The following is a 25455-nucleotide window of genomic DNA, read 5'->3' as shown; positions in this document are numbered from 1 at the left end:
GGCTCACGGCCACAGCAGCCGCCGCTCCCAGCCGCCGTCCGCCGTCCGGCGGTAGGCCAGCCGTACGTGGCGCCGACGGGCCTCGCCCTGGAAGAACTCCACCTCGGCGGGGCGCAGCCGGTACAGCGTCCAGGACGCCACCGGGGCGTCCGGTTCCCGCTCGGCCCGCTCCCAGGCCGCCGCCGAGGCGCGGGCCAGTTCCTCCGGGGAGTCCAGCTCGGCGCTCTGCCGCCCGGTGAGCGCGGCGGCCAGCGCGCCGGTCGAGCGCGCGTGCAGGTCGGCCAGCGCCTCCTCGGCCGGGGCCACGGCGACCGGGCCGCGCAGCCGCACCTGGCGGCCCAGCACCGGCCAGTAGAAGACGAGGGCGGCCTGCGGGCGGGCGGCGAGCTGGCGGCCCTTGCGGCTGTCGGCGTGGGTGGCGAAGGCCCAGCCGTCCGCGTCCGCGCCGTGCAGCATCACGACGCGCACGTCCGGCAGGCCGTCGGCGTCCGCCGTCGCCAGCGACACCGTGTGCGGCTCGCGCTCCCCGGCCGCGACGGCCTCGGCGAACCACCGGGTGAACAGCTCCAGCGGGTCGCCGGGCGCGTCGGCCGGGTCGAACGGCGGCAGTTCGGTGACGGCGGGATCCCACACCCGCAGCGACCTCAGCAGTTGGGGCAGGTCGCTCACACGGAGCCCAGGTCGGAGGAGACCCAGCGCTCGGGGCGCATCCGGACGACGACCTGCTCGCCGTGGTTGGCCGAGGCGAAGGCGACGTAGCCGTCGACCTTCTCGGCCGGGAGGTAGCGCGCGGACAGCTCCCGCAGGTCCTCCTCGGTCGCGGTGACCGTCTCGACGACCGGCCCCTCCACCGACACGTAGCGGATGGTGGGCTCCAGCCGGTCGACCATCAGCGAGAACCGGCCCGCCTTGCTGATCAGCCTGTTCTTGCGGCTGTCGAGGCCGGTCATGATCCACACGTCGCCGCCGGGCGCGTACTGGTACCAGATCGGCACGGTCAGCGGGGCGCGGCCCGCCCCCGCGTCCACCGCGAGCGCGGCGATGTGCGGCTCGGCCAGGAACGTCTCACGCTCTTCGCGGGTCAGGGCCACGGCGGTCTCCTCCGGCGGATGCGGATGCGGATGCGGGTACGAGTGCGAGGGCGAGTGCAGGTACTGGACACAACGTCGGCCGGGCGGGCGGCTGTTCCCCGGCAGGGGGCCGAAGCGGGGCTGAACTTCGAGGCGCTGGACGTCGTGCCGGTGCGGCCGAGGGCGCAGGGCCGGAGGCCGGGGCACGGTCGCCGAGTTCGAGCGGGCGGCCGACGGGGCGGCAACGGTGGAGCACTGCTGGAGGCCCGGAGGCCGGAGGTGCAAAGGTGCCGCGGGCGGCGACGCGGCGGAGATGACAGGCTGCCGCGCGGCGTACTACTTCGTGGGCTTCTTCCCGGTGATGCCGAGGTACGTCAACAGGGCGAGATGCGGCTTGAGTTCCGCCTGTTTCACACCCCAGGAGGAGAAACCTTTCTGGTGCGAGGCGGCGGCCGCGAGCATGACGACCAGGGACCCGGCGATCGCCGCGGGGTTCACGTCCTTGTCGACCTTGCCCTTTGCCTGGAGATCGGCGACGGAATCCGTCAGGGGGGAATTCACCGAGTTCAGGATCTTCATGCGGATTTTGGCGAACCGCTTGTCGCCCTCCGCCGCGCCGAGATCGACCACGCGCAGAATCGCGTCGTTCTTCCGCCAGAACTCCAGGAATCCGTCGACGAGTTCCTGTGCCGTCTGCCAGCCGGCCTTGCCGACCCAGGAGCGGCCCGCCGTCAGTTCGGCCAGCGAGGAACTCTCGGCGGCCATGCGTTCGGCGATCTCCAGGACGGCGCCCTCGACGTCCGGGAAGTACTGGTAGAAGGTCGCGGGCGAGGTGCCCGCCCGGCGGGCGACATCGATGACTTTGACATCGCGATAGGGGGAGGAGCTGAGCATTTCGCTGAGGCAGTCGAGCAGTTTCTGCCTGGTCGCCTGCCCACGTCGACCGGCCACGCGGCCGTCGACGGTACGCACTTGTCCTGTCATGCCGTCAGCTTACCGACGGGTGATCCGAGCGCGATTCGGCCGACTGCAAATGGGGTGCGGGAGTGGAGAGGGGCTGGTGTGCCTGGTCTGCGCGGTGCGGGTGACGCGGTTACTTTTGAGGGCATGGCCGAAAACGGGGCATTCGAGAAGAGATCGGCGAAGTCGCCGGCCCGTCCGTCCGCCCGTCGCGAAGGCGTCCCCTGCTGGGTGGACGCACAGCTCTCCGACGTGGAGGCGGGCAGGCGTTTCTACGGGGAGCTGTTCGGCTGGACCTTCCGGAAGGAAGAGGAGGGGGAGGCCGCGGAGAGCCCCTACCGGGCGCCGGGGGAGTCCGTGCGGGCGAGCCTGGACGGTGCGCCGGTCGCCGCGCTGGTCCGCAAGACCGACGGCCGGATGCCCACCGTGTGGACCGTGTACTTCCACACCCCGGACGCCGCCGCCCTGGCCGCGCGGATCCGGGCGGGCGGCGGCCAGGTCGTCACCCCGCCCCACCCGGTCGGCGACCTGGGCACCGCCGCGCTCGCCGCCGACCCCGACGGCGCGGTCTTCGGGCTCTGGCAGCCGGGCCGCCGCGGCGGCTTCGGGCCCCGGCGCGAGCCGGGCACCTTCGCCTGGGCCGAGCTGTACACCCGGGACACGGACGCCGCCAACGCCTTCTACGGCGACCTGTTCCACGACGCGCTCTTCGGCCCGGACGCCTCCCCGGACTTCGGCCGCGCCCGGGTCTCGGACGTCTTCCCCGCCGAGATGCCGCCGCACTTCCTGGTCCACTTCCTGGTCGAGGACGTGGACGCCGGTATCGCCGCGGTCACCCGGCTCGGCGGCCGGGTGCGGGTGCCGCCCTTCGGGGCGTCGTACGGGCGGGTGGCCGTGGTCTCGGACGACCAGGGAGCCTCGTTCGCGCTGCTGCGACGCTGAGCGGCGGCCGCGGTGCCGCACCGGGCCGGGAAGGGTACCGTGCGGGGCCCTTTGCCCGGAATCAGGCAAGACACCCCGATTGTCGCCAGGTTCGCCACCAGCGCTCCGGACAGGAAGAATCGGGGTGCGTGGCGCCACGGAGGTGCGGTGGTGAGACGCTGCACTTCGGTCGCGTACATATGTGGGTGGCGCGGCCCGTACGGGGAGGTGGCAGGCAAGTGGTGGATCAGCTGACGCAGCACGATCCGCGGCGGATCGGGCCGTTCGAGGTGCTGGGCCGGCTCGGCGCCGGCGGCATGGGGCTGGTCTATCTCGCGCGCTCGGCGTCCGGGCGGCGCGTGGCGATCAAGACGGTGCGTACGGAACTGGCGGAGGACCAGCTGTTCCGCGTCCGCTTCACCCGCGAGGTGGAGGCGGCCCGCGCGGTCTCGGGCTTCTACACGGCGGCCGTGGTCGACGCCGACCCGCGCGCCGCGGTGCCGTGGCTGGCCACCGCCTACGTCCCCGCGCCCTCCCTCGAGGAGATAGTGAACGAGTGCGGGCCGCTGCCGGCCCAGGCGGTGCGCTGGCTGGCCGCGGGCGTCGCGGAGGCGCTCCAGTCGATCCACGGCGCGGGTCTGGTCCACCGCGACCTGAAGCCCTCCAACGTCCTCGTCGTCGAGGACGGCCCCCGCGTGATCGACTTCGGTATCGCGTCCGGCGTCTCGAACACCCGTCTGACCATGACGAACGTCGCCGTCGGCACCCCTGCCTACATGTCCCCGGAGCAGGCCAAGGACTCCCGCAGCGTCACCGGGGCCAGCGACGTCTTCTCGCTCGGCTCGATGCTGGTCTTCGCCGCCACCGGACATCCGCCCTTCCACGGCGCCAACCCGGTCGAGACGGTGTTCATGCTGCTGCGCGAGGGCCCCGACCTGGAGGGCCTGCCCGAGGAGCTGCGTCCGCTCATCGAGTCCTGCATGCAGATGGAGGCCAAGGGCCGCCCCAACCCCGCCGACCTCCAGGCCCAGCTCGCCCCGCACCTGTTCGGCTCCGGCTCCGACGACAGCGGTACGGCCTCGGCGTGGCTGCCCGAACGGGCCGTGGGCCTGATCGAGGGGCGCCGCAACGGCCGCCCGCCGGCCAAGCCCGCCACCACGGCCGGCGGCCGCGGACCGGGCCCCTCCGGCGCCCGCGGGCCCGCCCACGCGCCCCCGCTGCCGCCCCCGCCCGCGCACGACCCCGTCGTACCGGCGCCGCCCGCGCACGGCCCGGCGGTCCCCGCCCCCGTCGGCGCCCCCGACGGCGGGCCGGTCCGGCTGCCCGGCGCCGCGGTGCCCATCGGCCCCGGCCCGCGCGTCGCCGACATGCGTGCCGCCGCCGTCGCCGCGCCCCCGCCGGAATCCGCCCTCGCCGCGTCCTGGTCCCGCCCGCGCCCCGGCGTCAACGGCGCCGACCCCGCCGTACCGGCCCCGTCGCCGGCGCCCCCGGAGGCCTCACCGGCCGGGTGGCGCCCCTGGCGGTTCCGGATGTCCAACGACGTCTGGGGCACCCCACGGGTCGCCGGGGAGCTGGTCTACGTCACCTCCTTCGAGGTGCACGCCCTGGACGTGGCCACCGGGCGGCGCCGCTTCAAGACCCGGGACGTCGCCTGGTCGATGGCGGTCGCGGACGGCCGTATCCACGCCTCCGACGGACCCACCCTGTTCGCCCTGGACGCCCGCGAGGGCGCCGACCTCTGGCGCGTCCAGACGGACGCCTGGGTGTACTCGCTGCAGGCCGACCGCGGCACCGTCCTCACGGCCACCCGCGGCGGCGGCGTCCAGGCCTGGGAGGCCTCGGCCGGGCAGAAGCTGTGGGAGGTCACCGGCGCCCAGACCGACTTCGAGTCCCCGGAGGCGGGCGCCGCGCTGCACGACGGCACGGCGTACGTCTGGCAGGACGCCCGGCTGCGCGCCCTGGACGCCCGTACCGGCGACGAGAGATGGTCGTACCCGATCGGTGACGCGGCCTCCTGCGGCGGCGTCCCGGTCCGGCTCAGCCAGGCCCCCGACGGGTACGTGTACGTCGCGGCCGGCACCCGGGTGCTCGCCCTGGAGGTCGCCTCCGGCCATGTGCGCTGGCACTTCGAGGCCCCGGCGGTCTTCCTCGCCCCGCCCACCTTCGTGCCCGGCCCCGCCGTCACCGGCGGCGGCGTCTACCTGGCCGACTACCTCGGCACCGTCTACGCCCTCGACGCCACCGACGGCCGCGACCGCTGGCGCATCGCCACCGAGGCCCGCTCCTCGACCGACCCGGTGCTGGTCGCCGCGGGCCACGTCCACGTGGGCAGCGGCAAGGGCCTCTACACGCTGGACGCGGTCACCGGCACCCCCAAGTGGCGCTTCCAGGCGGGCGGCGACATCGTGGGCGCGCCCGCGGTCGCCGAGGGCCGCATCCACTTCGGCTCGACCGACCACCTGCTGTACACGCTGAAGGCCGACGACGGCCGCCTGCGCTGGAAGCTCGCCACCGGCGGCGAGATCACCGGCTCCCCGGTCGTCCGCGACGGCATCGTGTACGCCTGCAGCAAGGACCGCTGCGTGTACGCGCTGGACGCGGAGAAGGGCACGGGGACGGCCCGTACGACGTGAGGCGCCGTGGCAGGCTGGTGACGTGTCCGTGACATCCGCGCACTAGCGTGATCTTCATGACGACACGGGGGCGAGCACTCAGGTACACGGCGATCTCGGCGCTGGTGGTCCTCAGCCTGACCGGCTTCTCGACCGGCCGCCACGGCCACGGGGGCGACGGTTCGGGCGGCGGCTGCAGCAGCTCCGGCCAGGACCACGACAGTTCGTCGTCCACCTCGGGCGGCGGCGACGCCTACAAGGACGACGACACCTACGGCAACGGCGGCAGCGGTCACCACGACTACGACGACGACACCTACGGCGACGACTCGGGCAGCGGCGGCGGCGCCGACGCCGCCGAGGCCGCCACCCTGATGCTGGTCACCTGCGCCAGTGAGTCCCAGGCGTGGGCCACCGTCGAGGTCACCAACCCGAACGCCACCGAGTACACGTTCCCCGTCACGGTCCTCTTCAAGGACGCCGACGGCACGACGCTCGGCGAGGGCAGCGAGGAGGTCACCGTCCCCGCGGACGGCGTGACCGCGGTCCGCGTCCCCTTCGACGGCGCCGCGGCCCCGGACCACTGCGAACTGGACCACACCGTGACGGCGCCGCTGTGACCCCGGCGGACAGCGGCCCGCACATCGACACGGCGCTGGTCCGGCGGCTGGTCGACGCGCAGTTCCCGCAGTGGTCGGGACTTGCGCTGACGCTGCTGGAGCCGGCCGGTTCCGACCACGTGATCCACCGGCTCGGCGACGGGCTGTCCGTCCGGCTGCCCCGGCACGCGGGCGCCGTCGGCCAGGCCGCCAAGGAGTTCCGGTGGCTTCCCCGGCTCGCCCCGCACCTTCCGCTGGCCGTCCCGGAACCCGTGGCGGTCGGCGAGCCCGGCTTCGGCTATCCGTGGCCGTGGGCGGTCTCCCGCTGGCTGGACGGCGAGGTCGCGACCGTCGAGGCGCTGTCCGACTCCGCCGGGGCCGCCGCCGAACTGGCCGGATTCCTGACCGCGCTGCAGCGGTTCCCGGCTCCGCAGGATGCGACCGGGGACGACCTCACCGGCCGGCCCCTGTCCGAGCGGGACCGCGCGACGCGGGAGGCGATCGCGCGCACCGGCGGCGAGTTCGACGCGGCGGCCCTCACGGACCTGTGGAACGAGGCCCTGCACGCCCCCGGTTGGGACCGCCCGCCGGTCTGGTTCCACGGGGATTTCCACACCGGCAACCTGCTGACCGTCGGCGGCCGTCTCAGTGCCGTCATCGACTTCGAGGGGCTCGGCAGGGGCGACCCGGCCCGCGACCTGATGATCGCCTTCACCCTGATGTCGCCGGCGAGCCGCGCCGTCTTCCGCGCCGCGCTCGGCGTGGACGACGCCACCTGGACGCGGGGCCGCGGCTGGGCCCTGGCCACCGGCCTGAACGCCCACGTCGCCTACGCCGCCGTCAGTCCCCGGGTCGCCGCGCAGACCACCCGGCAGATCACCCAGGCCCTCCTCGGCTGACGCCGGACGCACGTCGGCCGCGGCGGCTCCCCTCCGCGCCGCCGCGGCCGATCCCCGTGTGGAGGAAGGTCTACTTGCCGTCGCCGTCCAGGTCCAGGGCGGGCGGGGCCGGCATGCTGTTGTCCATCGTCGTGATGGCGTCGCCCTTGGCGGGCTCGCTCGGCATGCTGTTGTCCAGCGTCGTCGCGGCCCCGTCCTTCGGCGGCGCGGGCATGCTGTTGTCCTGCGTGGTGGCGTCCGCGTCCTTCATCGTGTCGCTCATGCGCTTGTTCCTCCAGGTCGTGGCAGAAGAGCGGAGACGCCCGCCCAGAAGCTCCCCCGAGGGCCACCGGGCGGGCGTTCGGAGCCGCACACTAGCTCGTCGGGCTCCCGCCGGACCGTCTGCCCCCCGACGCGACGGTCTGACTGGTGCCAGAGTGCCGGTCGGACATAAACGAATGCTGAACGTCCGTGTTCAGCCCCTCACTGGGCCGTCGGCGCGGGTGAGATGAGCGCGCGGATCTCGTCGGCCTCGTCCGCCCCGCTCTGCTCGTAGAGGGTGAGCGCCTCGTGCCAGCAGGCCCTTGCCCGGTCCGCCTGACCGAGGGCGGCGAGGGCCCGGCCGAGCAGGGTGACGACGTTTCCCCGCATCCGGTCACCGCCGACGCAGCCCAGGGCGAGCGCCTGTTCCGCGTGTTGGGCCGCGGGCGCGAACTGACCGGCGGCGAGGTGCACTTCGGCGATCCGGAAGTGCGTGTTGCCCACCCAGAGGCGCTGCCGGTGGGCGTCGAAGATGGCCTGGGCGTCGGCGAACTGGCCGAGCGCCTCGGCGTGCCGACCGGCCTTGGCCAGGGCCAGGCCGAGCGCGAAGTGGGCGCTGGCGCGCCGCATGGGCCGGCCCAGCTGCGAATGCGCGGCCAGGCTCTGCCGTGCGATGTCCACGGCTTGGGACACGTCGCCCAGCGCCAGGTAGGCCCGGGACAGGTTGGCGAGCGTGACGGCTTCGCCGAGCCTGTTGTCGGCAGCTCGGTGCCCTCGGATGGCCTGCTCGAAGAAGGCCTTGCCGACGGCGTGGTGACCCTGGTGCAGACAGATCAGCCCGCGGTCGTTGGCGACCCAGCTGACCGCCGTGGCATCGGCCGCCGAGGCCGCCAGCTCCATCGCGAGCCGCGCCTCCTCCTCGGCCTGCTGGATCCGCCCGTAGACCAGCAGGACGTTGGTGAGGGTCGTCCGGGCCCTGCCTTCGGCGCGGGCGTCCCCAGCGGTCCTGGTCGCCTCGCACATGGCGCGGGCGGTGGCCTCGTACTGGTGGGAGTTGGCACCTGACTCGATCAGGTCCTTGGCCGCCCAGAGCAGGTCGACGGCGGGCCGCAGCCGGTCCGAGTTCCGTGCCTGCCGGACGCTGGACAACAGGGCCGCCGCCTCGCTGTACAGCCAGTCCAGCGCCTTCGAACCGTCCTCGAAGCGGAGCCCCGGATAGTGCGTCGGCTCGAGATCCTCCACCAGCCGGTCCCCGGGCCGTTCGATCGCGTACACGCCCGCCGCCGTGGCCAGGTAGAAGTCCAGCAGCCGGGACAGCGCCGCCCCCCGCTCGCTCGGCGGGTTCTCGTCGCGTTCCGCGCACGCACGCGCGTAGAGCCGGACCAGGTCGTGGAAGCGGTAGCGGCCCGGGGCCGCCGATTCGAGCAGGGAGGTGTCGACCAGGGACTCCAGGAGGTCCTCCGCGTCCTCGGCCGGGAGGTCCAGGACCGCCGCGGCCGCCGCGAGGGAGATGTCCGGGCCGTCGGCCAGGCCCAGCAGGCGGAAGGCGCGGGCCTGGGCCGGTTCCAGCTGGCCGTAGCCCAGTTCGAAGGTGGCCTCGACCGCCTGGTCGCCCGCCTGCAGCTCGTCCAGCCGGCGTCGCTCGTCCGCCAGCTTCGCCGCGAGGACCGACACGGTCCACGTGCGGCGGGCGGCCAGCCGGGACGCGGCGATGCGGATGGCGAGCGGCAGGAAGCCGCAGGCGCCGACCACGTCCAGCGCCGCCTCCCGCTCCGAGGCGACCCGCTCCTCGCCGACGATCTTCGTGAAGAGGGCCAGCGCCTCCTCGGGGGACATCACGTCCAGGTCGACCAGGTGCGCCCCGGCGAGGTCCACCATCCGCACCCGTGCGGTCACCAGCGCCGCGCAGCCGTCCGTGCCGGGCAGCAGGGGCCGTACCTGGGCGGCGTCACGGGCGTTGTCGAGCAGGACCAGGACGCGGCGGCCGTCCAGGACGGAGCGGTAGAGGGCGGCGCGCTCCTCCAGCGAGTCGGGGATGGCCGAGTCGGCCGTGCCCAGGGCCCGCAGGAAGGAGCCCAGCACCGTCTCCGGCTCCGCGGGCCGGGCGCCGGCGCCCTGCAGGTCGACGTAGAGCTGCCCGTCCGGGAAGGCGGCCCGCGCCTGGTGGGCGACGTGCACCGCGAGGGTCGTCTTGCCGACGCCGCCGATGCCGGCCAGTGCCGAGACCGCCATCACGCGGCCCGTCGCCGACCCTCCGGAGGCCGCGGACAGCACGTCGCTCAGCTCCCGTACGAAGGCCGCGCGGCCGGTGAAGTCGGGCACCGTCGCCGGGAGTTGCGCCGGGCGGACGGTGGCCGTCACCGTCTCCCCGGCCGGCGCCGGGGGCTCGGCCAGGCCCGGGTCGGCCTGGAGGATGCGCCGCTGGAGTTCCTGGAGGCCGGGGCGCGGGTCGACGCCCAGCTCCTCGGCGAGCAGCCGGCGCGTGTCCGCGTACACGGCGAGCGCCTCCGCCTGGCGGCCGCTGCGGTACAGGGCCAGCATCAGCAGCTCGCGCAGGCGTTCCCGCAGCGGGTGGGCCGCGGTGAGCGCCGTCAGTTCCGAGACCGCCTCGGCGTGACAGCCCTGTTCGAGGTCCATGTCGAGGCGGGTCTCCAGGAGTTGGAGCCGCCATTCGTCGAGGCGGACGCGCTGCGTCTGGGCGTAGGGCCCCGGCACGCCGGCCAGTACCTCGCCGTCCCACAGGGCCAGCGCCCGGCGCAGCAGGTCACGGGCGTGGCACAGGTCCCCGGCGCTCCGGGCCTTCTCCGCCCCGGCGGCCAGGTCCTGGGCCCGCGCCAGGTCCAGCGCCCCCTCGGCCAGGCCCCGTACGGCGTACCCGCCGGACTCGCTGACCAGCACCCCGGGGTCGAGGACCTTCCGCAGCCGGGACGCGTACGTCCGCACCGCCGCCAGCGCCTGCGACGGCGGTTCCTCGCCCCACAGGGCGTCGATCAGCTCGGCCGCCGTGGCCGTACGGCCCTCGCGCAGCAGCAGGGCGGCCAGCAGCGCGCGCTGCTGGGGTGAGCCGGTGGTCAGCGTCTCCTCGCCCCGCCAGGCGCGCACCGGCCCGAGCACCCCGAAGCGCAGCGCGCCCGATTCCTCACCTTCCGCCGGGAATCCGGGACGCCGCTGCTCCGGAACCCGCGGTCCACCGTCCATGCCGTCCCCCTAGACATCCTGAGCAACCAGGTCAGTTTGCCTTGTTCATGCCGACCACGTCAGCCGTGGGAGACGCCGATCACAGGTTCTTCATCGTCTTCCCTACCCCTGCCCCTCCAGCTCCACCCGTACCGTCAGGTGCCCCGCCCGGACGCCCATCGCCCGCACCGCCATGCTGTTGAAGCGGGGCAGACGGCGCAGGCGGGCCAGCGGGTCGTCGTCGGGCAGGAGGTGGGCCGTCCCCGGGTACCAGCGGCCGCGGACGCGCACCCGGACCCGCGGGTCGGCCTTGATGTTGCGGATGTACTGCGAGCGCTCGCCGAACTCCGAGACCAGCCAGAACGAGTCGCCCTCCCGGCGGCCGCCGACCGGTGTGCGGCGGGGGAGACCGGAGACGCGGCCGGTGGTCTCCAGGAGGGTCTGGCCGGGCAGCCGGCGCACGACGGCGTTCAGCCGCCGCTGGAAGGCCGTGACGGCCCGGTACTTCCGCTCGGGGTTCGGCGGCTTCGGCATCGTGCGGGCATGCTCCCGTCTGGGCTCGGCGGCTCCGCGGCGGGTCCCGGAGCCCGGTGGCCCCTGGAGACTAACTCCCCAGGAACACCGGGTTGGTGAAGGCCGCCAGCGCGCCCGGCAGCGGACCCGCCGCCGCCTCGTGCCGCACCTCCGCCCGGACGTACGCCGCGTACGAGGCGGTCGTGCGCCACTCCACCGTGCCCGCGCCGGACACCGGCAGCGGCTCGCTCGTGAACAGCACGCCCTGGTCGGTGACGAGGCGGACCGTGCAGCGCGGGGCGCCGCTCACCTCCAGGCGGACGGTGACCGGGGTGTCGCGGTCCACGCGCAGCCGTTCGCCGATCCCGGCGTGTTCGCCCCGGCCGCCGGACGCGGTGAAGGACAGGGACAGCTTCGACGACTCGGCCACGTACGACCGGCCCGCCCGGATGCCCTCCTGGATCGCCTCGCGGGTCAGGTCGTCGGCGAGGACGACGGTCTGCGGGCGGCCGATCACGTCGGGGGAGCGGTGCGAGTCGCTGCTGCCCATCGCCGGGATCCAGTCCCGGCCGCCGCCGCGCCCCTCGCGCACCGAGGCGACCAGCATGCCGTCCCAGTCGGCCAGCGCCACCTCGTCGTCGGGCGTGTAGGCGCCGTTCCACACCTCGACCGCGTCCGCCTCGCCGAAGCCGAACTTCCAGTTGCAGCCGATGCAGGTGGCGTGCGGGTGGGCCGGCACCACCAGGCCCCCGGCGCGGCGGATCTGCCGGGCGAAGCGGCCGAAGCGGTTGTCGCGGGCCCGGTAGCGCCAGTCGACGAAGGTGCCGGGGTCGGTGCCGAGGGCGACGACGTGGCCGTTGCGGGTCGTGACCTCCTCGCCGAGCAGGATCAGCAGGTCGTCCCCCGCGTGTTCGGCCCAGTGGGCGTGCGCCGAGTGCGTGTTGTGCTCGGAGGAGTTGATGAAGTCCAGGCCCGCCGCCCGCGCCAGCTGTGCGATCTCGGCAAGGGTGTAGCGGCCGTCGGAGTACTCGGAGTGCAGGTGGCAGTCGCCCCGGTACCAGGCCCGGCCCCGGCCCCCGGCCCGCTCGGGCGGGTAGACCGGCCGCGGGGTCTGGTCCTGCTCGCCGTACGTCAGCGTGATCGTGATCTCGTAGGACAGCCCCTGGGGGGCCACCGTGTACGGGCCGAGCGCGATGTGCCAGGTGCCCGCCCGCACCGGCCCCGGCAGGTAGCCGGGGGTGGCGGCGTCGGCGCGGACGAAGAACTCCGTGCGCGCCCCGCCCGACCAGCCGCGGAAGCCCCGGCCGCCCAGCTCGGTGCCGCGCTCGTCGAAGAGGCCGATGTCGAGCGCGTTGCCCTGGGTGCCGGCCGGGACGGTGGGGCGGTCGTAGGTGTAGGCGACGTGGATCTCGCGCACGCCCCGGGGGACGTCGACCGGGACGTACACGAAGTCGGGGGAGCCGGGCGGCAGGGTGCCGCGCACGGTTCTGGTCCGCTGTTCGCGGGGTGTCGCCGAGGCGAAGCTCACGGTTCCCAACGTAAGCGCGGCGGCGGCTCCCGTCACGAACACCGCGCGTCTGCCGATTCCTGCGTGGTCGTCCTCGCACATGCTGCTGCTCCCAGTGTCGTCAGTGACATGACATCGGTGGTGCAGGGGATGGTGCGTGCAACCCTCGTATTGAGCCGTGAACTCCCGGGCAAGGAAAGGGGTTCGGCGCATTGAGGGCCGGGAACCGTGCGGTGGGCGCCCGGACGGGACGCCCGGCTTGATCACGCCGCTCGTATGCTCGAAGGATGACGACTTCCGCGACCCCCGGAACCGGACCCGCCGACCCCACCGGCCCCACCGAGAACTCCATGCGTCGCGCCCTCAAACGCGCCCGGGACGGCGTCGCCCTCGACGTGTCCGAGGCCGCCGTGCTGCTCCAGGCGCGCGGGGAACACCTCGACGCCCTCACCGCGTCCGCCGCCCGGGTCCGGGACGCGGGGCTGGAGGCGGCCGGGCGCCCCGGCGTCATCACCTACTCCAAGAGCGTCTTCGTCCCGCTCACCCGGCTGTGCCGGGACAAGTGCCACTACTGCACCTTCGTCACCGTCCCCGGCAAGCTGCGCCGGGCGGGCCACGGGATGTTCATGTCCCCGGACGAGGTGCTCGACATCGCGCGCAAGGGCGCCGCCCTCGGCTGCAAGGAAGCCCTCATCACCCTGGGCGACAAGCCCGAGGAGCGCTGGCCCGAGGCCAGGGAGTGGCTGGACGCGCACGGCTACGACGACACGATCGCCTACGTCCGCGCGATCTCCATCCGCATCCTGGAGGAGACGGGACTGCTCCCGCACCTCAACCCGGGCGTCATGACCTGGACGGACTTCCAGCGGCTCAAGCCCGTCGCGCCCTCCATGGGCATGATGCTGGAGACCACCGCGACCCGCCTGTGGTCCGAGCCCGGCGGCCCCCACCACGGCTCCCCGGACAAGGAGCCCGCCGTGCGGCTGCGGGTCCTGGAGGACGCCGGGCGCTCCTCGGTCCCGTTCACCTCCGGCATCCTCATCGGCATCGGCGAGAGCTACGAGGAGCGGGCCGAGTCCCTCTTCGCGCTGCGCAAGGTGTCCCGCGCCTACCACGGCATCCAGGAACTGATCATCCAGAACTTCCGCGCCAAGCCCGACACGGCGATGCGCGGCATGCCGGACGCCGAGCTGGACGAGCTGGTCGCCACCGTCGCCGTCGCCCGGCACATCCTGGGCCCCTCCGCCTGCCTCCAGGCCCCGCCGAACCTGGTGGACGCGGAGTACGAGCGGCTGATCGGCGCCGGCATCGACGACTGGGGCGGCGTCTCCCCGCTCACCATCGACCACGTCAACCCCGAACGCCCCTGGCCGCAGATCGACGAACTCGCCGCGAAGTCCCGGACGGCCGGGTTCGAGCTGCGCGAACGCCTCTGCGTCTACCCGGAGTTCGTGCGGCGCGGCGAGCCCTGGCTGGACCCGCGGCTGCGCCCGCACGTCGCCGCACTCGCCGACCCGGAGACCGGGCTGGCCCGCGCGGACGCGGTGGTCGAGGGACACCCGTGGCAGGAGCCGGACGAGGCGTTCACCGCGAGCGGCCGCACCGACCTGCACGCCACCATCGACACCGAGGGCCGTACCTCGGACCGCCGCGACGACTTCGACGAGGTGTACGGCGACTGGGGCGCCCTGCGCGAGGCCGCCGCCCCCGGCATGGCACCCGAGCGCATCGGCACCGACGTACGCGCCGCGCTCGCCACGGCGGCCGACGACCCTTCGAAGCTGACGGACGACGAGGCCCTCGCCCTGCTGCACGCCGACGGCCCGGCGCTGGACGCCCTGTGCTCCATCGCGGACGACGTCCGCAAGAGCGTCGTCGGCGACGACGTGACGTACATCGTCACCCGCAACATCAACTTCACCAACGTCTGCTACACCGGCTGCCGGTTCTGCGCCTTCGCCCAGCGCCGCACCGACGCCGACGCCTACACCCTCTCCCTGGACCAGGTCGCCGACCGCGCCCAGCAGGCCTGGGACGTGGGCGCGGTGGAGGTCTGCATGCAGGGCGGCATCCACCCCGACCTGCCCGGCACCGCGTACTTCGACATCGCGCGGGCGGTCAAGGAGCGCGTCCCGGGCATGCACGTGCACGCCTTCTCGCCGATGGAGGTCGTCAACGGCGCGACCCGCACCGGGATGCCGATCCGCGAGTGGCTGGCCGCGGCCAAGGAGGCCGGCCTGGACTCGATCCCGGGCACGGCGGCGGAGATCCTCGACGACGAGGTCCGCTGGATCCTCACCAAGGGCAAGCTGCCCACGGCCACTTGGATCGAGGTGATCGAGACGGCCCACGAGCTGGGCATCCGGTCAAGCTCCACGATGATGTACGGCCACGTCGACCAGCCCCGCCACTGGCTGGGCCACCTGCGCACGCTCGCCTCGATCCAGCAACGCACGGGCGGCTTCACGGAGTTCGTGACGCTCCCCTTCATCCACACCAACGCGCCGGTGTACCTGGCGGGCATCGCGCGGCCGGGCCCCACCCTGCGGGACAACCGTGCGGTGACCGCGATGGCCCGCCTGCTCCTGCACCCGCACATCCCCAACATCCAGACGAGCTGGGTGAAACTGGGCACGGAGGGCGCGGCGGAGATGCTCCGCTCCGGCGCCAACGACCTGGGCGGCACCCTCATGGAGGAGACGATCTCCCGCATGGCCGGCTCGTCCTACGGCTCGTACAAGTCGGTCAAGGACCTGATCGCGGTCGCCGACGCCGCGGGCCGCCCGGCGAAGCCGCGCACCACCCTCTACGGCCCGGTGTCCGAGGAGCGGCAGCGGGCGGCCCGGGACTCGGACGGGCACCTGCCGCAGCTGCTGCCGGTGCTGGACTGAGGTGCGGACGCACGCTTCGGAGGCAGGGGGGCGCGCAGTACGATGATCGGGCCCCCGGTGTGTCGGGGTTCTCGTAGCTGAGGAGATGCGTGCCCGTGCCAGCCCGACTTCCCTCATGGGCGTGGGTCTCCGGACTGACCGTGGGGGCGATAGCGGCGGTGAGCGTCCTGGCCGTACAGGCGGACCAGGGCCCCCACCCCACCGCGGCGGCGACGAAGCCGAAGCCCTCGGCGTCGGCGGACGCGCACCCCACGCCGAAGGAGACCGCGCCGGCCCCGGTGCCGGAGGGCTCCGGCACCGGGCGGCGCGTCGTCTACTCGGTCGGCCAGGACCGGGTGTGGCTGGTCGACGCCAGCGACGCCACCCGGCGGTCGTTCAAGGTCTGGCCCGGCACGGTCGACCCCGACCCCGGCAAGTACAGCGTCGGCTCCCGCCGCCAGGACCCGACGACGGGCTCCGACGGGGTGCGGATCGAGCAGATCATGTACTTCACCCAGGAGGACGGCGTCTGGGTCGCCTTCTCCAACGCGGTGGACGGCTCCTCGCCGCCGCCGCCCGTCGACGGAATCAAGACGGGCGGCATACGGCTTCCCAAGGCGGACGGCGACGCGCTGTGGGAGTTCGGCACGTCGGGCACGACGGTCACCGTGGTCTCGTAGATCACCGTGGTCTCGTAGATCACCGTGGTCTCGCAGATCACAGTGATCTCGTGGCCTCCGCCTCGCCGGACGGCAGGTGTGCCACGATCAGCACGACACCGCTGAACAGGAGCACCCGGGTCGCCGCGTCCAGCCCGTTCCAGTCCTCCGACTGCCACATCGCGAACCACTCCCCGCCGATCGCGAGGAACCCGGCGCCGAACAGCAGCATCAGCATGAGCGTGCCGTACGTGGTGAAGCGCCGCGCGGGAGCGTGCTGCCGGCGTATCCAGAGCCAGGTCGCCCAGATCAGCACCAGCGCGGCCGCGGTCTCCCACACGATGATCGCCACATAGGCGGTGTCCTGGAGCCCCTTGCTCGTGATCGCCCGCCACATCAGGTCGTCGTCCTTGAACGTGGTGTCCATCGACAGGACGTGCCGCACGTACTGCTGGTTGTTGTCGAAATCGGTGATGTTCCCGAGGGCGACGAGGGCGATGTAGAGGGCGAGCACCGCGGTGAGCACGGTGGAGGCGAGTAAAACGGTGCTGCGGGGGATGTTGGTCATGGCAGCACTATCCCCAAGCCGGGGACGGCGCGCGTAGGCAGGGCCGGGAACGTGATCTCTTCGCAGCGTCGCGCCGACGCGGGCCGCGGGTCACACGGCGGACACCAGGGCGAGCGCCGTGGCGTTCAGGGCCAGATAGCCGGCCGGGAACGCGATGTTGTGGAAGACCCGGGCGCGGACGTGTGCGGTGACCGCGCCGACGAAGAAGAGGACCAGGCCGACCGCGGCCGCGATACCGAGGGGCCGGAAGCCCAGCAGGCCGACGAGAAGTCCGGCGGCTCCTGCCCCCTTGAGGGCGGCCAGCCACGGCAGCCACGACGCGGGGACCTTCACCTCGGCCGAGTTGGCGAGGACGAACCGGGCGCGCAGCAGGTCCGCGACGGCGATCCCGGCGTTGGCGGCGATCGCCACGACGGTGACGACCACGTAGGCGGTGTACACGGGGGCCCGCCTCCTTCCAGTAGCTCTCGTTCCAGCCTCACCGGCGCCCGCCGTGACGTCCAATACCTGCTTCTATAACCTGGTGGAATGGATGTCGACACCCGACTGCTGCGGTCCTTCGCGGCCGTGGCGGAAGAAGGCAGCCTCACTCGGGCCGCCCAGCGGCTGTACGTCTCCCAGCCCGCGCTGACCAAGCAGATCCGGCAGCTGGAGTCCGCACTGGGCGTCCCCCTCTTCACGCGCTCGCGCAGCGGCATGACGCTCACCGAGCCGGGCCGGGCGCTCGCGGCCCGGGTCCCCGGCCTGCTGGCCGGGTGGGCCGCGGCACTGCGCGAGACCAGGTCCGCGGCGAGCCGGGCGGACCGGGTCCTGCGGGTCGGCTTCCTCGCCAGCGCCGCCAACGAGGCGACGCCGGCGATCATCGCCGAGTTCGCCCGGCGCCGCCCCGGCTGGCGGGCCGAGATGCGGCAGGCCTCGTGGTCGAACCCGTCCGCGGGGCTCGCCGACTCCGACGTCGACGTCGCCCTGGTGCGGCTGCCGTTCCCCGGCCAGGAGGAGCTGCGCGTGGCGGAGCTGTTCAGCGAGCCCCGCTGCGTGGCACTCCCCGCGACCCACCCGCTGGCCGGCCGCGAGACGATCGACTTCCGCGAGCTGTGGGACGAGCCCTTCGTCGCCGCCCCGCCCGAGACGGGCCCCTGGCGCGCGTACTGGCTGGCCGCCGACGAGCGCGACGGCCACCCCGTACGCATCGGCGCGGTCACCGAGCACCCGGACGACTGGCTCACCGCGATCGCCAACGGCTACGGCGTCGCCCTCGCCCCCGAGTCGGCGGCCCGGTTCTACACCCGCCCCGGCGTCGTCCACCGTCCCGTCACCGGGGTAGCCCCCAGCCGGGTCGCGGTCGCCTGGGCCCCCGCCGACGACGCCGACCCGGTCGTCCAGGACTTCGTCCGCTGCTGCCGCGAGGTGTGCGCGGGCACGTGAACGTTTCCACACCGTTCCGACCCTGACCGACCACTTCTGTTCGCATACAGTGCTGGACGTCGTACGTACGGACAGTGGTGGACAGTGCCGAGGGGAGGTCCGGGTGAGCGGGACAGCCGGCGCCGTCTGGGGGCGTGCCGAGCAGCAGGACTTCCGCAGCCGGGTGCGCGGGACGCTGCTCGGCGTGGCCGTCGGGGACGCCCTCGGCGCGCCCGTCGACTCCCTCGCCCTCGACGCGATCCGGACGGCCCACGGCGCCGAGGGGCTGTCCGACCTGGCCCCCGCCTACGGCCGGCGCGGCGCCGTTACTCACCTCACCCAGCTCACCCTGTTCTCCGTGGACGGGCTGATCCGTGCCCAGGTGCGGCGCGACACCGGCGCCTGGCACCCGCCGACCGACCTGCACCGGGCCTACCTGCGCTGGGCCGCCACCCAGCGCGACTGGGGGCCCGACCTGCGGCGCAAGGACGACGGCTGGCTGGCCCACGAGGAGTGGCTGTACGTCCGCCGGGACGCCCCGCGCGCGCTGCTGCTCGGCCTCGGCGACGAGACGATGGGCACTCCCGAGGCGCCCAAGAACCCCGACGAGCGCGGGCCCGAGGCGGCGGCCCGCTCGGCGCCGTTCGGGCTCCTGGTCGGCTGGGAGCCGCAGCTGGTCGCCCAGCTCGCCGTGGAGTGCGCGGCGCAGACCCACGGCCACCCCACCGGCTGCCTCGCGGCGGGCGCGTACGCCGTGATCGTGCACGGGCTGGCCCGCGGCGAGAGCCTGGACGCCGCCGTGCAGCGGGCCCTGGCGCTGCTCGTCGCCCGGCCGGGGCACGAACCCGTCGCGACCGCCCTGCAGCACGCCCTCGGCGCGGTGCGGCAGGGGCTGCCGACCCCGGCGCGGGTGACCGAGCTGATCGGCGCGGGCACGGCGGAGGGCCTGGTCGCCGCCGCCGTGTACTGCGCCCTCGTCGGCGAGGACGTACGGCACGGGCTGCGGCTCGCCGTCAACCACGACGGCCCCTCGGCGGCGACCGGCGCGCTGACCGGCGGCCTGCTCGGCGCCCTGCACGGCGAGACGGCCCTGCCCCCGGCCTGGCTGGCCGAACTGGAGGGCCGCCCGACCGTCCTGGAGCTGGCCGACGACTTCGCCATGGAGATGACCCAGGGCCCCGCCCTCCACGGCCCGGCGGGCTCGTCCCCCGGCTGGCTGGCGCGCTATCCGCGGGCGTAGAGAATGCGGGACGGCCCGGCGGCGACGGTCACGTTTCGAGAAGCGGGGGGCCGTGGGCCGCGGCTAGCGTGGCAGCCATGGACATCAGCATTCACACCACCGTCCTCCCGCACGACGACCCGGAGGCGTCCCTGGCCTTCTACCGGGACGTCCTCGGCTTCGAGGTCCGCAAGGACGTCGGCAACGGCACGATGCGCTGGATCACGGTCGGACCGGCCGGCCAGCCGGACGTCTCGCTGCTCCTCGCGCCGCCCGCCGTGGACCCCGGCATCACCGACGCCGAGCGCCGCACCATCGCCGAGATGATGGCCAAGGGCACCTACGGGTGGATCCTGCTGGCCACCGAGGACCTCGACGGCACCTTCGAGAAGGTGCGCGCCGGGAACGCCGAGATCGTCCAGGAGCCGACCGAGCAGCCCTACGGCATCCGGGACTGCGCCTTCCGGGACCCGGCGGGCAACCAGATCCGCATCCAGGAACTGCGCTGAGCGGGTCCGACCGGTGACCACGCGCCGTGGTCACCGGCCGGACACCGGTCCCGCGCCCGCCGGGTGGGGGCTCAGTCGCCCACCCGGCTGCGGCCCACCGCGTCGTCCATCCCGCCCGCGGGCGCCGGGACGGCGGCCGCCGCGCCGGAGGCGTCGCCGTCCCCGTCCGTGTTGACGCGCTCGATGATCGCCAGCCGCTCGGGGGTGTCCTCCGGCTTCAGACAGCCGACCAGGACGTACAGGACCAGCGAGACCGCCAGCGGGACGGAGACCTGGTACTCCAGCGGCACTCCGCCGTCCACGTTCCAGTTGATCGGGTAGTTGACCAGCCAGAACGCGACCAGGCCCAGACCCCAGCTGGTGAGCGCCGCGGTCGGGCCCGAGCGGCGGAAGGGCCGCAGCAGACCGAGCATCATCGGGATCGCGATCGGGCCCATCAGCCCGGCGACCCACTTGATCACGACGGTGATGATGTCCTTGAACGTCGGCGAGTCGACCTGTGTCGCCACCGCCATCGACAGGCCGAGGAAGACCACCGTCGTCAGCCGGGCCGCCAGCAGCCCGGACCGCTGCCCCCAGCCGCGCGCCCGCTTCGACAGCACCGGCGCCACGTCCCGGGTGAACACCGCCGCGATGGCGTTGGCGTCCGAGGAGCACATGGCCATGGTGTGCGAGAAGAAGCCGACGATGACCAGTCCGAGCAGTCCGTGCGGCAGCAGCTGCTCGGTCATCAGGGCGTAGGAGTCGGAGCCGTCCGCCTTCTGCGACTCCACCAGCAGCGGCGACATCCACATCGGGAAGAACAGCACCAGCGGCCAGACCAGCCACAGCACCGCCGACAGCCGCGCCGACCGGGCGGCCTCATGGGCGTTGCGCGTGGCCATGTAGCGCTGGGCCTGGTTGAGCATGCCGCCGTTGTACTCGAAGAGCTTGATGAACAGGAAGGCCAGCAGGAACACCGTCCCGTACGGGCCGACCAGCGGTTTGCCGTGGCCCTGGAGGGCGGGCTCGTCCCAGACGCCGAAGAAGCCGCCGTGGTCGCCGAGCTTCATGACGACGGCCACGAACATCGCGACGCCGGCCAGCAGCTGGATGACGAACTGGCCCAGCTCCGTCAGCGCGTCCGCCCACAGGCCGCCGATCGTGCAGTAGATGCCCGTGATGACGCCGGTGATCAGGATGCCCTGGTTGAGGGTGATGCCGGTGAAGACCGACAGGAGCGTGGCGATGGCCGCCCACTTCGCGGCCACGTCCACGATCTTCAGCAGCATCCCGGACCAGGCCAGTGCCTGCTGGGTGGGCAGGTTGTACCGGTTCTTGAGGTACTCGAGCGGCGAGGCCACGTGCAGCCGCGAGCGCAGCCGGTTGATGCGCGGCGCGAACAGCTTGGAGCCGATGGCGATGCCGAGCGCGATCGGGAACGACCACGTCACGAAGGACGTGACGCCGTAGGTGTAGGCGATGCCCGCGTAGCCGGTGAACATCACCGCGCTGTAGCCCGACATGTGGTGCGAGATGCCGGACAGCCACCAGGGCATCTTGCCGCCGGCCGTGAAGAAGTCGCTGACGTCGTCGACGCGTTTGTGCGACCAGACACCGATCGCCACCATGACGGCGAAGTAGCCGATGAGCACGGACCAGTCGAGACCGTTCATGTGCCCCCTTCCGGGGTCCGCCTTGTGAACTCCGCTCAGCTGGTTGGCACTTCGCACGAGCGGGGTAGGGGCGTGGCAGGCCGCGAAGTGCCCGCTCATCGTGGGTGCGTCGACGCGGGCACGACAAGGAAGCGGAAGGTCAAGAGGAAGTAAAAAGGTTCGGCTTACTGACCTGTGTTCACCTACATGAACGCCGACCTGCGGGAACGCCGGCCGAGGCGGCCCACGGAGCCGCCCGGTCCGCTGCTTCGGCTACTTCAGTTCGTCCGGGCACGGCGTGCCCCGCTTCAGCCCGTACGGCGAGGCCAGCCGGTACGTGCCCGCCTCGGGGGCCACCAGCGTGGTCCACACGTCGCCGTCGGCGGTCTCCTCGGTCTCCGTCAGACAGCCGTTGACGTTGTCGTACGTCTTCGGGGTGCCCTCCGGGGCGTTCTCGGAGGCCTCGGTCTCCTGGGGCGGCTGGAGCTTGTTGCCCTCGTCGTCGACCAGGCTGAGCCACGGCGAGTACGGCATCCGGATCAGGATGCGGCCGGGCTTTTTCACGTCGATGGTCCACTCGTCCTGCTCGGCGCTGCGGACGACGGCGTCCGGCTCGGCCAGCGGCGTCGGGTCGAGGACCTGGAACAGCTGCCAGTTGGCATCGCCCCAGATCTGCTTCAGGTACGGCAGGCCGCGCTGCAGCAGCTCCCGCTCGCGCTTGCCGCCGTCGCCGTCCGGTTCGTCCTTGGGCAGCACCACGTAGTGCACCGCCCAGCGCTTCAGCCACTCGTGGTAGTTCGCCGAGTTGAGCGTGTCGTCGTAGAAGAGCGGGTTGCGCTCCATGTCCGCCTGGCGGGTCCAGCCGCGGGCCAGGTTCACGTAGGGCGCGAGCGCCGAGGCCTCCCGGTGGGAGCGCGCCGGAACGGCCTCCACCCGGCCCTGCTCCGCGCCGACCTCCTGCAGCTCGTTGACGAGCGGCGCCAGCTCGCGCGCCCAGGAGGCGGCGGGCGTGGTGTGGATGATGTCGTCGGCCGACTTGAAGCCGATCCAGGCCACGAAGCCGACGATCGAGACCACCAGCGCGTACCACTTGCGCGACTTCACCACGGTGAACGGCAGCGCCGCCACCAGCGCCACCCCGGCGAAGAGCATCGGCAGCCGCGTGATGTTGGAGCCGATCTGCGAGCTGATCAGCCAGACCAGCAGCACGGACAGGCCGTAGACCGCCGACGTGATCCGCACCGTCTTCCAGGTGCCCGGCACGAACCAGTACACCAGGGCCGCGTACACGATCGGCAGCACCGCCGAGCCGAACCCCATCGGCTGGGTGCCGGAGAAGGGGAACAGCACGGCCGACAGCGCGACCACCAGGCTGGGGGCCACGCCCAGCGCCCAGGCCCCCGGACGGCGCTTCTGCAGGAACAGGGCGACCGCCACCAGACCCACGAACAGGCCCGAGACCGGCGAGGCCATCGTGGACAGCGCGGCCAGCGGCGCCGCGCACAGCCCCTTGGCCCAGCGCTCGTGCCGCCAGCGGTACGGCCAGCAGAACACCGCGGCGACCGCGCCCAGACCGAACATCATGCCCAGACCGAACGTCACCCGCCCCGACGCCGCGTTGCCCAGCAGCGCGAACAGACCCGCCAGCGAGGCCCACAGCGGATTGCGGACCACCCGGCTGCGGATCAGGATCATCGTCAGCAGCCCGGCCGACAGCGTCCCCGCGATCATCATCGTGGTGCGCACGCCGAGCACCGACATCAGGTACGGCGAGATCACGCTGTACGACACCGGGTGCATACCGCCGTACCAGGCGAGGTTGTACGCCGAGTCCGGGTGCCGGCCGACGAACTCGGCCCACGCGTCCTGCGCCGCCAGGTCGCCGCCGCTGTTCGCGAACGTGAAGAACCACACTATGTGCAGCGCCCCGGCCAGGGCGGTCACGGACAGCACCGGATGGCGCAGCATCCGCTCGCGCAGGGCGAGGAAGGCCGCGTTCACCGCCGAGGGCGCTTCCGGCTCGGCGGACGGCCGCAGCCCGGTGCCACGGGGCTCACCGTCGTCCCTGCGGGGCGCGGGTACGCGTGGTCGCGGGCCGGCTCCCGAACCCGGATCGGCGTCGTCGGCGCGTGTCGGCTCCGCAGTGGCCACCTGAAGGCACTCCCCGTGTCCCGTCTTCTCCTTTGGGCCGTGTCCCGTTCCCGCGACCGGCGACTGCCCCGTTCGGCGACGCTAGCACGCGGCCCCGCACCGCTGCCTCCTGCCTTTCGGCGCCCCGGCGGACGCCGACGCCCCCGCGGCCGGTGACCGCGGGGGCGTGGGGATGCGGGGGCGTCGCGCGGGCCCGGTGGGGCCGGGCCGTCAGCCCAGGCGGGTCAGCTTGTCCGACAGACCGGGCTCGACGAGGTCGTCCCGCAGGGCCACCGGCACCTTGACCGCGCCGCTGGTACCGCCGTCGCCGACCGTGAGGGTGCCGACCTTGGTGCCGGCCTGCGCCGTGTGCGGCACCTCGTCCGCGTCGAACGTCAGCTTCACGGTCAGTCCGGCCCAGCCGACGGCCTTGACGTCCTGCGTGGCGACGACCGGCGTACGGCCGCCGAGACCGTCGTCGACGTACCCGACGACGGTCCCCTTCTTCAGGATCGTCGAGGACTTCAGGGTGTCCTGCGCGGCCCGGATCAGCTTGTCGCTGGAGTCCAGCGCGGCACCGAGGATGGTGTTGTCCGCGCCGCCCGCCGGCTGACGCACCACGGCACCGACGATGGTCCGGGTCTCGCCGCCGACCTCCTTCTTCGCCGCGAAGACGAGGTTGCCGAGGGCGGAGGTGGTGGTGCCGGTCTTGATGCCGACGACGTCGTTGTGGCCGACCAGGTGGTTCCAGTTGGAGTGGTTGACCCCCTTGTAGTCGTCGTACGACATCATCGCGGCGACCTCGCGGAACGCGGGCTCCTTCATCGCCTCCTTGGCCAGCTTCACCTGGTCCACGGCCGTGCTCACCGTCGTGTTGTTCAGCCCCGACGGGTCGGTGTACGTCGTGTTGGTCATGCCGAGGTCCTTCGCGGCGGCGTTCATCTTCTCCACGAACGCCTTCTCGGACCCCGCGTCCCAGCGGGCGAGCAGCCGCGCCACGTTGTTCGCGGACGCGATCAGGATGCTCTCCAGGGCCTCGCGCTGGGAGATCGAATCGCCCTCGTAGACGTGGACGGTCGACTCGTCGCCCGCCTCCGACTGGTCCTCCGCCGCCTGGTCGATCTTGATCTTCGGGCCCTCGGCGCCGCTCTTCAGCGAGTGGTCGCGCAGGATCACGTACGCGGTCATGACCTTGGCCACGCTCGCGATCGGCACCGGCTTCTGGTCGCCGGACGAGCCGAAGGTGCCGATGCCCTGTACGTCGAGCGCGGCCTGCCCGCTGGACGGCCACGGGATCTCCGGCTTGCCGCCGTCGAAGGTGAAGCTGTCCTGCGCCGTGAGGTCGAGGGTGGGCGCGGGCAGCGGGCGCATCGCCTGCACGACGCCGAAGACGATCAGCAGCAGGACGACCAGCGGCGTCCAGATCTTGACCCGGCGCACCGTCGTCCGCAGCGGCGTCTCCGGCGGCGGCGGGGTGTTGGTCAGCTCCGCCAGCAGGTCCAGCGGCGGCTTGGGCGGCAGCGGCTGCTGAGTGGTCCGATCGGGCCCGACGTGCGACCGCGCGGCGGTGACCCCGGTACGGGGCGCCTGCGACGCCTTGGGGGCGTCGGCCGGGGGCGTCTGCCCCTGCGGGGCGCCGGGGGTATCGGAGGCCCCGGCGGCCTCCCGGGCGCGCGGGGGCTTGCGGGTCGCCGGGTCGTCCGGACTCCGCAACGCCACGAACTTGCTGGTCCGCTCGGCGTCGCCGTCCTGCCCGCCCTTCGCGTCCTTCTTGGCCGCGGCGGCGGCATCGCCGATCTTCAGCATGGTCGTCGGCTGATCCACGCCCCGCTCGCTGATCCGCGGCGCCTTGAACACGGCAGTGGGCTGATCGACCGGCGGTTCACGGTCGTCGTCGCCCGCCCGCCGGGACGGCCCCTCCGCACGCGACTCCGCGTCGGGCCCCGCACCCGCCTCCGGGCCGG

General features: G+C 73.3%; 21 protein-coding genes. 9 read left to right on the top strand and 12 right to left on the bottom strand.

Annotation, left to right across the window (positions count from 1 at the left end):
• Positions 1-3 precede the first annotated feature (3 nt).
• The 3 genes from K7854_RS12505 to K7854_RS12495 form a co-directional block, all read right to left on the bottom strand.
• Positions 4-669, bottom strand: a complete 666-nt coding sequence (locus K7854_RS12505; RefSeq protein ID WP_226026514.1) for a pyridoxine/pyridoxamine 5'-phosphate oxidase — start codon at positions 667-669, stop codon at positions 4-6.
• A complete protein-coding gene (locus K7854_RS12500) occupies positions 666-1091 on the bottom strand; it encodes a pyridoxamine 5'-phosphate oxidase family protein (protein ID WP_226026513.1) in 426 nt (141 codons plus the stop codon). Before K7854_RS12500 ends, K7854_RS12505 begins: the two co-directional genes overlap by 4 nt.
• 315 nt (positions 1092-1406) lie before the next feature.
• Positions 1407-2054, bottom strand: a complete 648-nt coding sequence (locus tag K7854_RS12495) for a TetR/AcrR family transcriptional regulator (protein WP_226026512.1) — start codon at positions 2052-2054, stop codon at positions 1407-1409.
• A 123-nt stretch (positions 2055-2177) separates the two neighbouring features.
• Between K7854_RS12495 and kbpA the strand changes: the two genes are divergently transcribed.
• The 4 genes from kbpA to K7854_RS12475 all read left to right on the top strand — a co-directional run bounded on the left by kbpA (position 2178) and on the right by K7854_RS12475 (position 7061).
• Positions 2178-2972, top strand: a complete 795-nt coding sequence (gene kbpA / locus K7854_RS12490; protein WP_226026511.1) for an AfsK-binding protein KbpA — start codon at positions 2178-2180, stop codon at positions 2970-2972.
• 218 nt (positions 2973-3190) lie between these two features.
• Positions 3191-5584: a protein serine/threonine kinase AfsK gene (gene afsK / locus K7854_RS12485; RefSeq protein WP_226026510.1), complete on the top strand. Its 2394-nt coding sequence runs from the start codon at positions 3191-3193 to the stop codon at positions 5582-5584.
• Between the two features lie 56 nt (positions 5585-5640).
• Positions 5641-6183: a hypothetical protein gene (locus K7854_RS12480; protein WP_226026509.1), complete on the top strand. Its 543-nt coding sequence runs from the start codon at positions 5641-5643 to the stop codon at positions 6181-6183.
• Positions 6180-7061 carry an aminoglycoside phosphotransferase family protein gene (locus tag K7854_RS12475; RefSeq protein ID WP_226026508.1) on the top strand — a complete coding sequence of 294 codons (882 nt, stop codon included), beginning with the start codon at positions 6180-6182 and terminating at the stop codon, positions 7059-7061. Before K7854_RS12480 ends, K7854_RS12475 begins: the two co-directional genes overlap by 4 nt.
• A 70-nt stretch (positions 7062-7131) precedes the next feature.
• Here K7854_RS12475 and afsS read toward each other — a convergent pair whose 3' ends face one another.
• The 4 genes from afsS to K7854_RS12455 all read right to left on the bottom strand — a co-directional run bounded on the left by afsS (position 7132) and on the right by K7854_RS12455 (position 12600).
• The gene (gene afsS, locus K7854_RS12470) at positions 7132-7323 is read right to left on the bottom strand and encodes a regulatory protein AfsS (protein WP_226026507.1); all 192 of its coding nucleotides are present in this window, start codon (positions 7321-7323) and stop codon (positions 7132-7134) included.
• 200 nt (positions 7324-7523) lie between these two features.
• Positions 7524-10499 (bottom strand): SARP-family global regulator AfsR, encoded by a 2976-nt coding sequence (afsR, locus tag K7854_RS12465; RefSeq protein ID WP_226026506.1) that lies wholly within the window; start codon positions 10497-10499, stop codon positions 7524-7526.
• Positions 10500-10601: 102 nt separating this feature from the next.
• A complete protein-coding gene (locus K7854_RS12460; RefSeq protein WP_226026505.1) occupies positions 10602-11012 on the bottom strand; it encodes a nitroreductase/quinone reductase family protein in 411 nt (136 codons plus the stop codon).
• A 70-nt stretch (positions 11013-11082) separates the two neighbouring features.
• Positions 11083-12600, bottom strand: a complete 1518-nt coding sequence (locus K7854_RS12455) for a CehA/McbA family metallohydrolase (RefSeq protein ID WP_226026504.1) — start codon at positions 12598-12600, stop codon at positions 11083-11085.
• A 185-nt stretch (positions 12601-12785) separates the two neighbouring features.
• Between K7854_RS12455 and K7854_RS12450 the strand changes: the two genes are divergently transcribed.
• Together K7854_RS12450 and K7854_RS12445 are read left to right on the top strand one after the other, a co-directional pair.
• Positions 12786-15389: a bifunctional FO biosynthesis protein CofGH gene (locus K7854_RS12450; protein ID WP_226026503.1), complete on the top strand. Its 2604-nt coding sequence runs from the start codon at positions 12786-12788 to the stop codon at positions 15387-15389.
• Between the two features lie 95 nt (positions 15390-15484).
• Positions 15485-16048, top strand: coding sequence for a hypothetical protein (locus K7854_RS12445; RefSeq protein ID WP_226026502.1), 564 nt, complete (start codon positions 15485-15487; stop codon positions 16046-16048).
• A 37-nt stretch (positions 16049-16085) separates the two neighbouring features.
• Here K7854_RS12445 and K7854_RS12440 read toward each other — a convergent pair whose 3' ends face one another.
• Both K7854_RS12440 and K7854_RS12435 read right to left on the bottom strand, forming a co-directional pair.
• The gene (locus K7854_RS12440) at positions 16086-16595 is read right to left on the bottom strand and encodes a DUF2165 domain-containing protein (RefSeq protein WP_226026501.1); all 510 of its coding nucleotides are present in this window, start codon (positions 16593-16595) and stop codon (positions 16086-16088) included.
• A 90-nt stretch (positions 16596-16685) separates the two neighbouring features.
• Positions 16686-17036, bottom strand: a complete 351-nt coding sequence (locus K7854_RS12435) for a DoxX family protein (protein WP_226026500.1) — start codon at positions 17034-17036, stop codon at positions 16686-16688.
• A gap of 87 nt (positions 17037-17123) precedes the next feature.
• On the opposite strand from K7854_RS12435, the gene K7854_RS12430 reads away from it, so the two are divergent.
• The 3 genes from K7854_RS12430 to K7854_RS12420 all read left to right on the top strand — a co-directional run bounded on the left by K7854_RS12430 (position 17124) and on the right by K7854_RS12420 (position 19727).
• The gene (locus K7854_RS12430; protein ID WP_226026499.1) at positions 17124-18020 is read left to right on the top strand and encodes a LysR family transcriptional regulator; all 897 of its coding nucleotides are present in this window, start codon (positions 17124-17126) and stop codon (positions 18018-18020) included.
• Positions 18021-18123: 103 nt separating this feature from the next.
• Positions 18124-19239 carry an ADP-ribosylglycohydrolase family protein gene (locus K7854_RS12425; RefSeq protein ID WP_226026498.1) on the top strand — a complete coding sequence of 372 codons (1116 nt, stop codon included), beginning with the start codon at positions 18124-18126 and terminating at the stop codon, positions 19237-19239.
• Between the two features lie 77 nt (positions 19240-19316).
• Positions 19317-19727 carry a VOC family protein gene (locus K7854_RS12420; protein ID WP_226026497.1) on the top strand — a complete coding sequence of 137 codons (411 nt, stop codon included), beginning with the start codon at positions 19317-19319 and terminating at the stop codon, positions 19725-19727.
• Positions 19728-19798: 71 nt separating this feature from the next.
• Here the strand turns inward: K7854_RS12420 and K7854_RS12415 are convergent, their stop codons facing one another.
• From K7854_RS12415 to K7854_RS12405, 3 genes are all read right to left on the bottom strand, one after another.
• Positions 19799-21382 carry a sodium:solute symporter family protein gene (locus K7854_RS12415; RefSeq protein WP_226026496.1) on the bottom strand — a complete coding sequence of 528 codons (1584 nt, stop codon included), beginning with the start codon at positions 21380-21382 and terminating at the stop codon, positions 19799-19801.
• A gap of 252 nt (positions 21383-21634) precedes the next feature.
• On the bottom strand, positions 21635-23512 hold the full coding sequence (locus tag K7854_RS12410) for a DUF8823 domain-containing protein (RefSeq protein WP_226026495.1): 1878 nt from the start codon (positions 23510-23512) through the stop codon (positions 21635-21637).
• Positions 23513-23722: 210 nt separating this feature from the next.
• On the bottom strand, positions 23723-25455 hold a 1733-nt coding region (locus K7854_RS12405), incomplete at its 5' end, for a D-alanyl-D-alanine carboxypeptidase (RefSeq protein WP_372481024.1).

This window comes from Streptomyces hyderabadensis (assembly GCF_020404845.1).
Classification (GTDB): Bacteria; Actinomycetota; Actinomycetes; order Streptomycetales; family Streptomycetaceae; genus Streptomyces; species Streptomyces hyderabadensis.
Note: the sequence above shows the minus strand (reverse complement) of the source record. Positions and strands in the feature narration are given on the sequence as shown.

Bases quoted from the DNA above. Each gene is read 5' to 3' on its own strand.
- K7854_RS12455 (WP_226026504.1), bottom strand. From the start codon at position 12,600: ATGTGCGAGGACGACCACGCAGGAATCGGCAGACGCGCGGTGTTCGTG.
- K7854_RS12420 (WP_226026497.1), top strand. From the start codon at position 19,317: ATGGACATCAGCATTCACACCACCGTCCTCCCGCACGACGACCCGGAG.
- K7854_RS12440 (WP_226026501.1), bottom strand. From the start codon at position 16,595: ATGACCAACATCCCCCGCAGCACCGTTTTACTCGCCTCCACCGTGCTC.
- K7854_RS12430 (WP_226026499.1), top strand. From the start codon at position 17,124: ATGGATGTCGACACCCGACTGCTGCGGTCCTTCGCGGCCGTGGCGGAA.
- K7854_RS12450 (WP_226026503.1), top strand. From the start codon at position 12,786: ATGACGACTTCCGCGACCCCCGGAACCGGACCCGCCGACCCCACCGGC.
- K7854_RS12415 (WP_226026496.1), bottom strand. From the start codon at position 21,382: ATGAACGGTCTCGACTGGTCCGTGCTCATCGGCTACTTCGCCGTCATG.
- afsS (WP_226026507.1), bottom strand. From the start codon at position 7,323: ATGAGCGACACGATGAAGGACGCGGACGCCACCACGCAGGACAACAGC.
- afsR (WP_226026506.1), bottom strand. From the start codon at position 10,499: ATGGACGGTGGACCGCGGGTTCCGGAGCAGCGGCGTCCCGGATTCCCG.
- kbpA (WP_226026511.1), top strand. From the start codon at position 2,178: ATGGCCGAAAACGGGGCATTCGAGAAGAGATCGGCGAAGTCGCCGGCC.
- K7854_RS12460 (WP_226026505.1), bottom strand. From the start codon at position 11,012: ATGCCGAAGCCGCCGAACCCCGAGCGGAAGTACCGGGCCGTCACGGCC.
- K7854_RS12480 (WP_226026509.1), top strand. From the start codon at position 5,641: ATGACGACACGGGGGCGAGCACTCAGGTACACGGCGATCTCGGCGCTG.
- K7854_RS12495 (WP_226026512.1), bottom strand. From the start codon at position 2,054: ATGACAGGACAAGTGCGTACCGTCGACGGCCGCGTGGCCGGTCGACGT.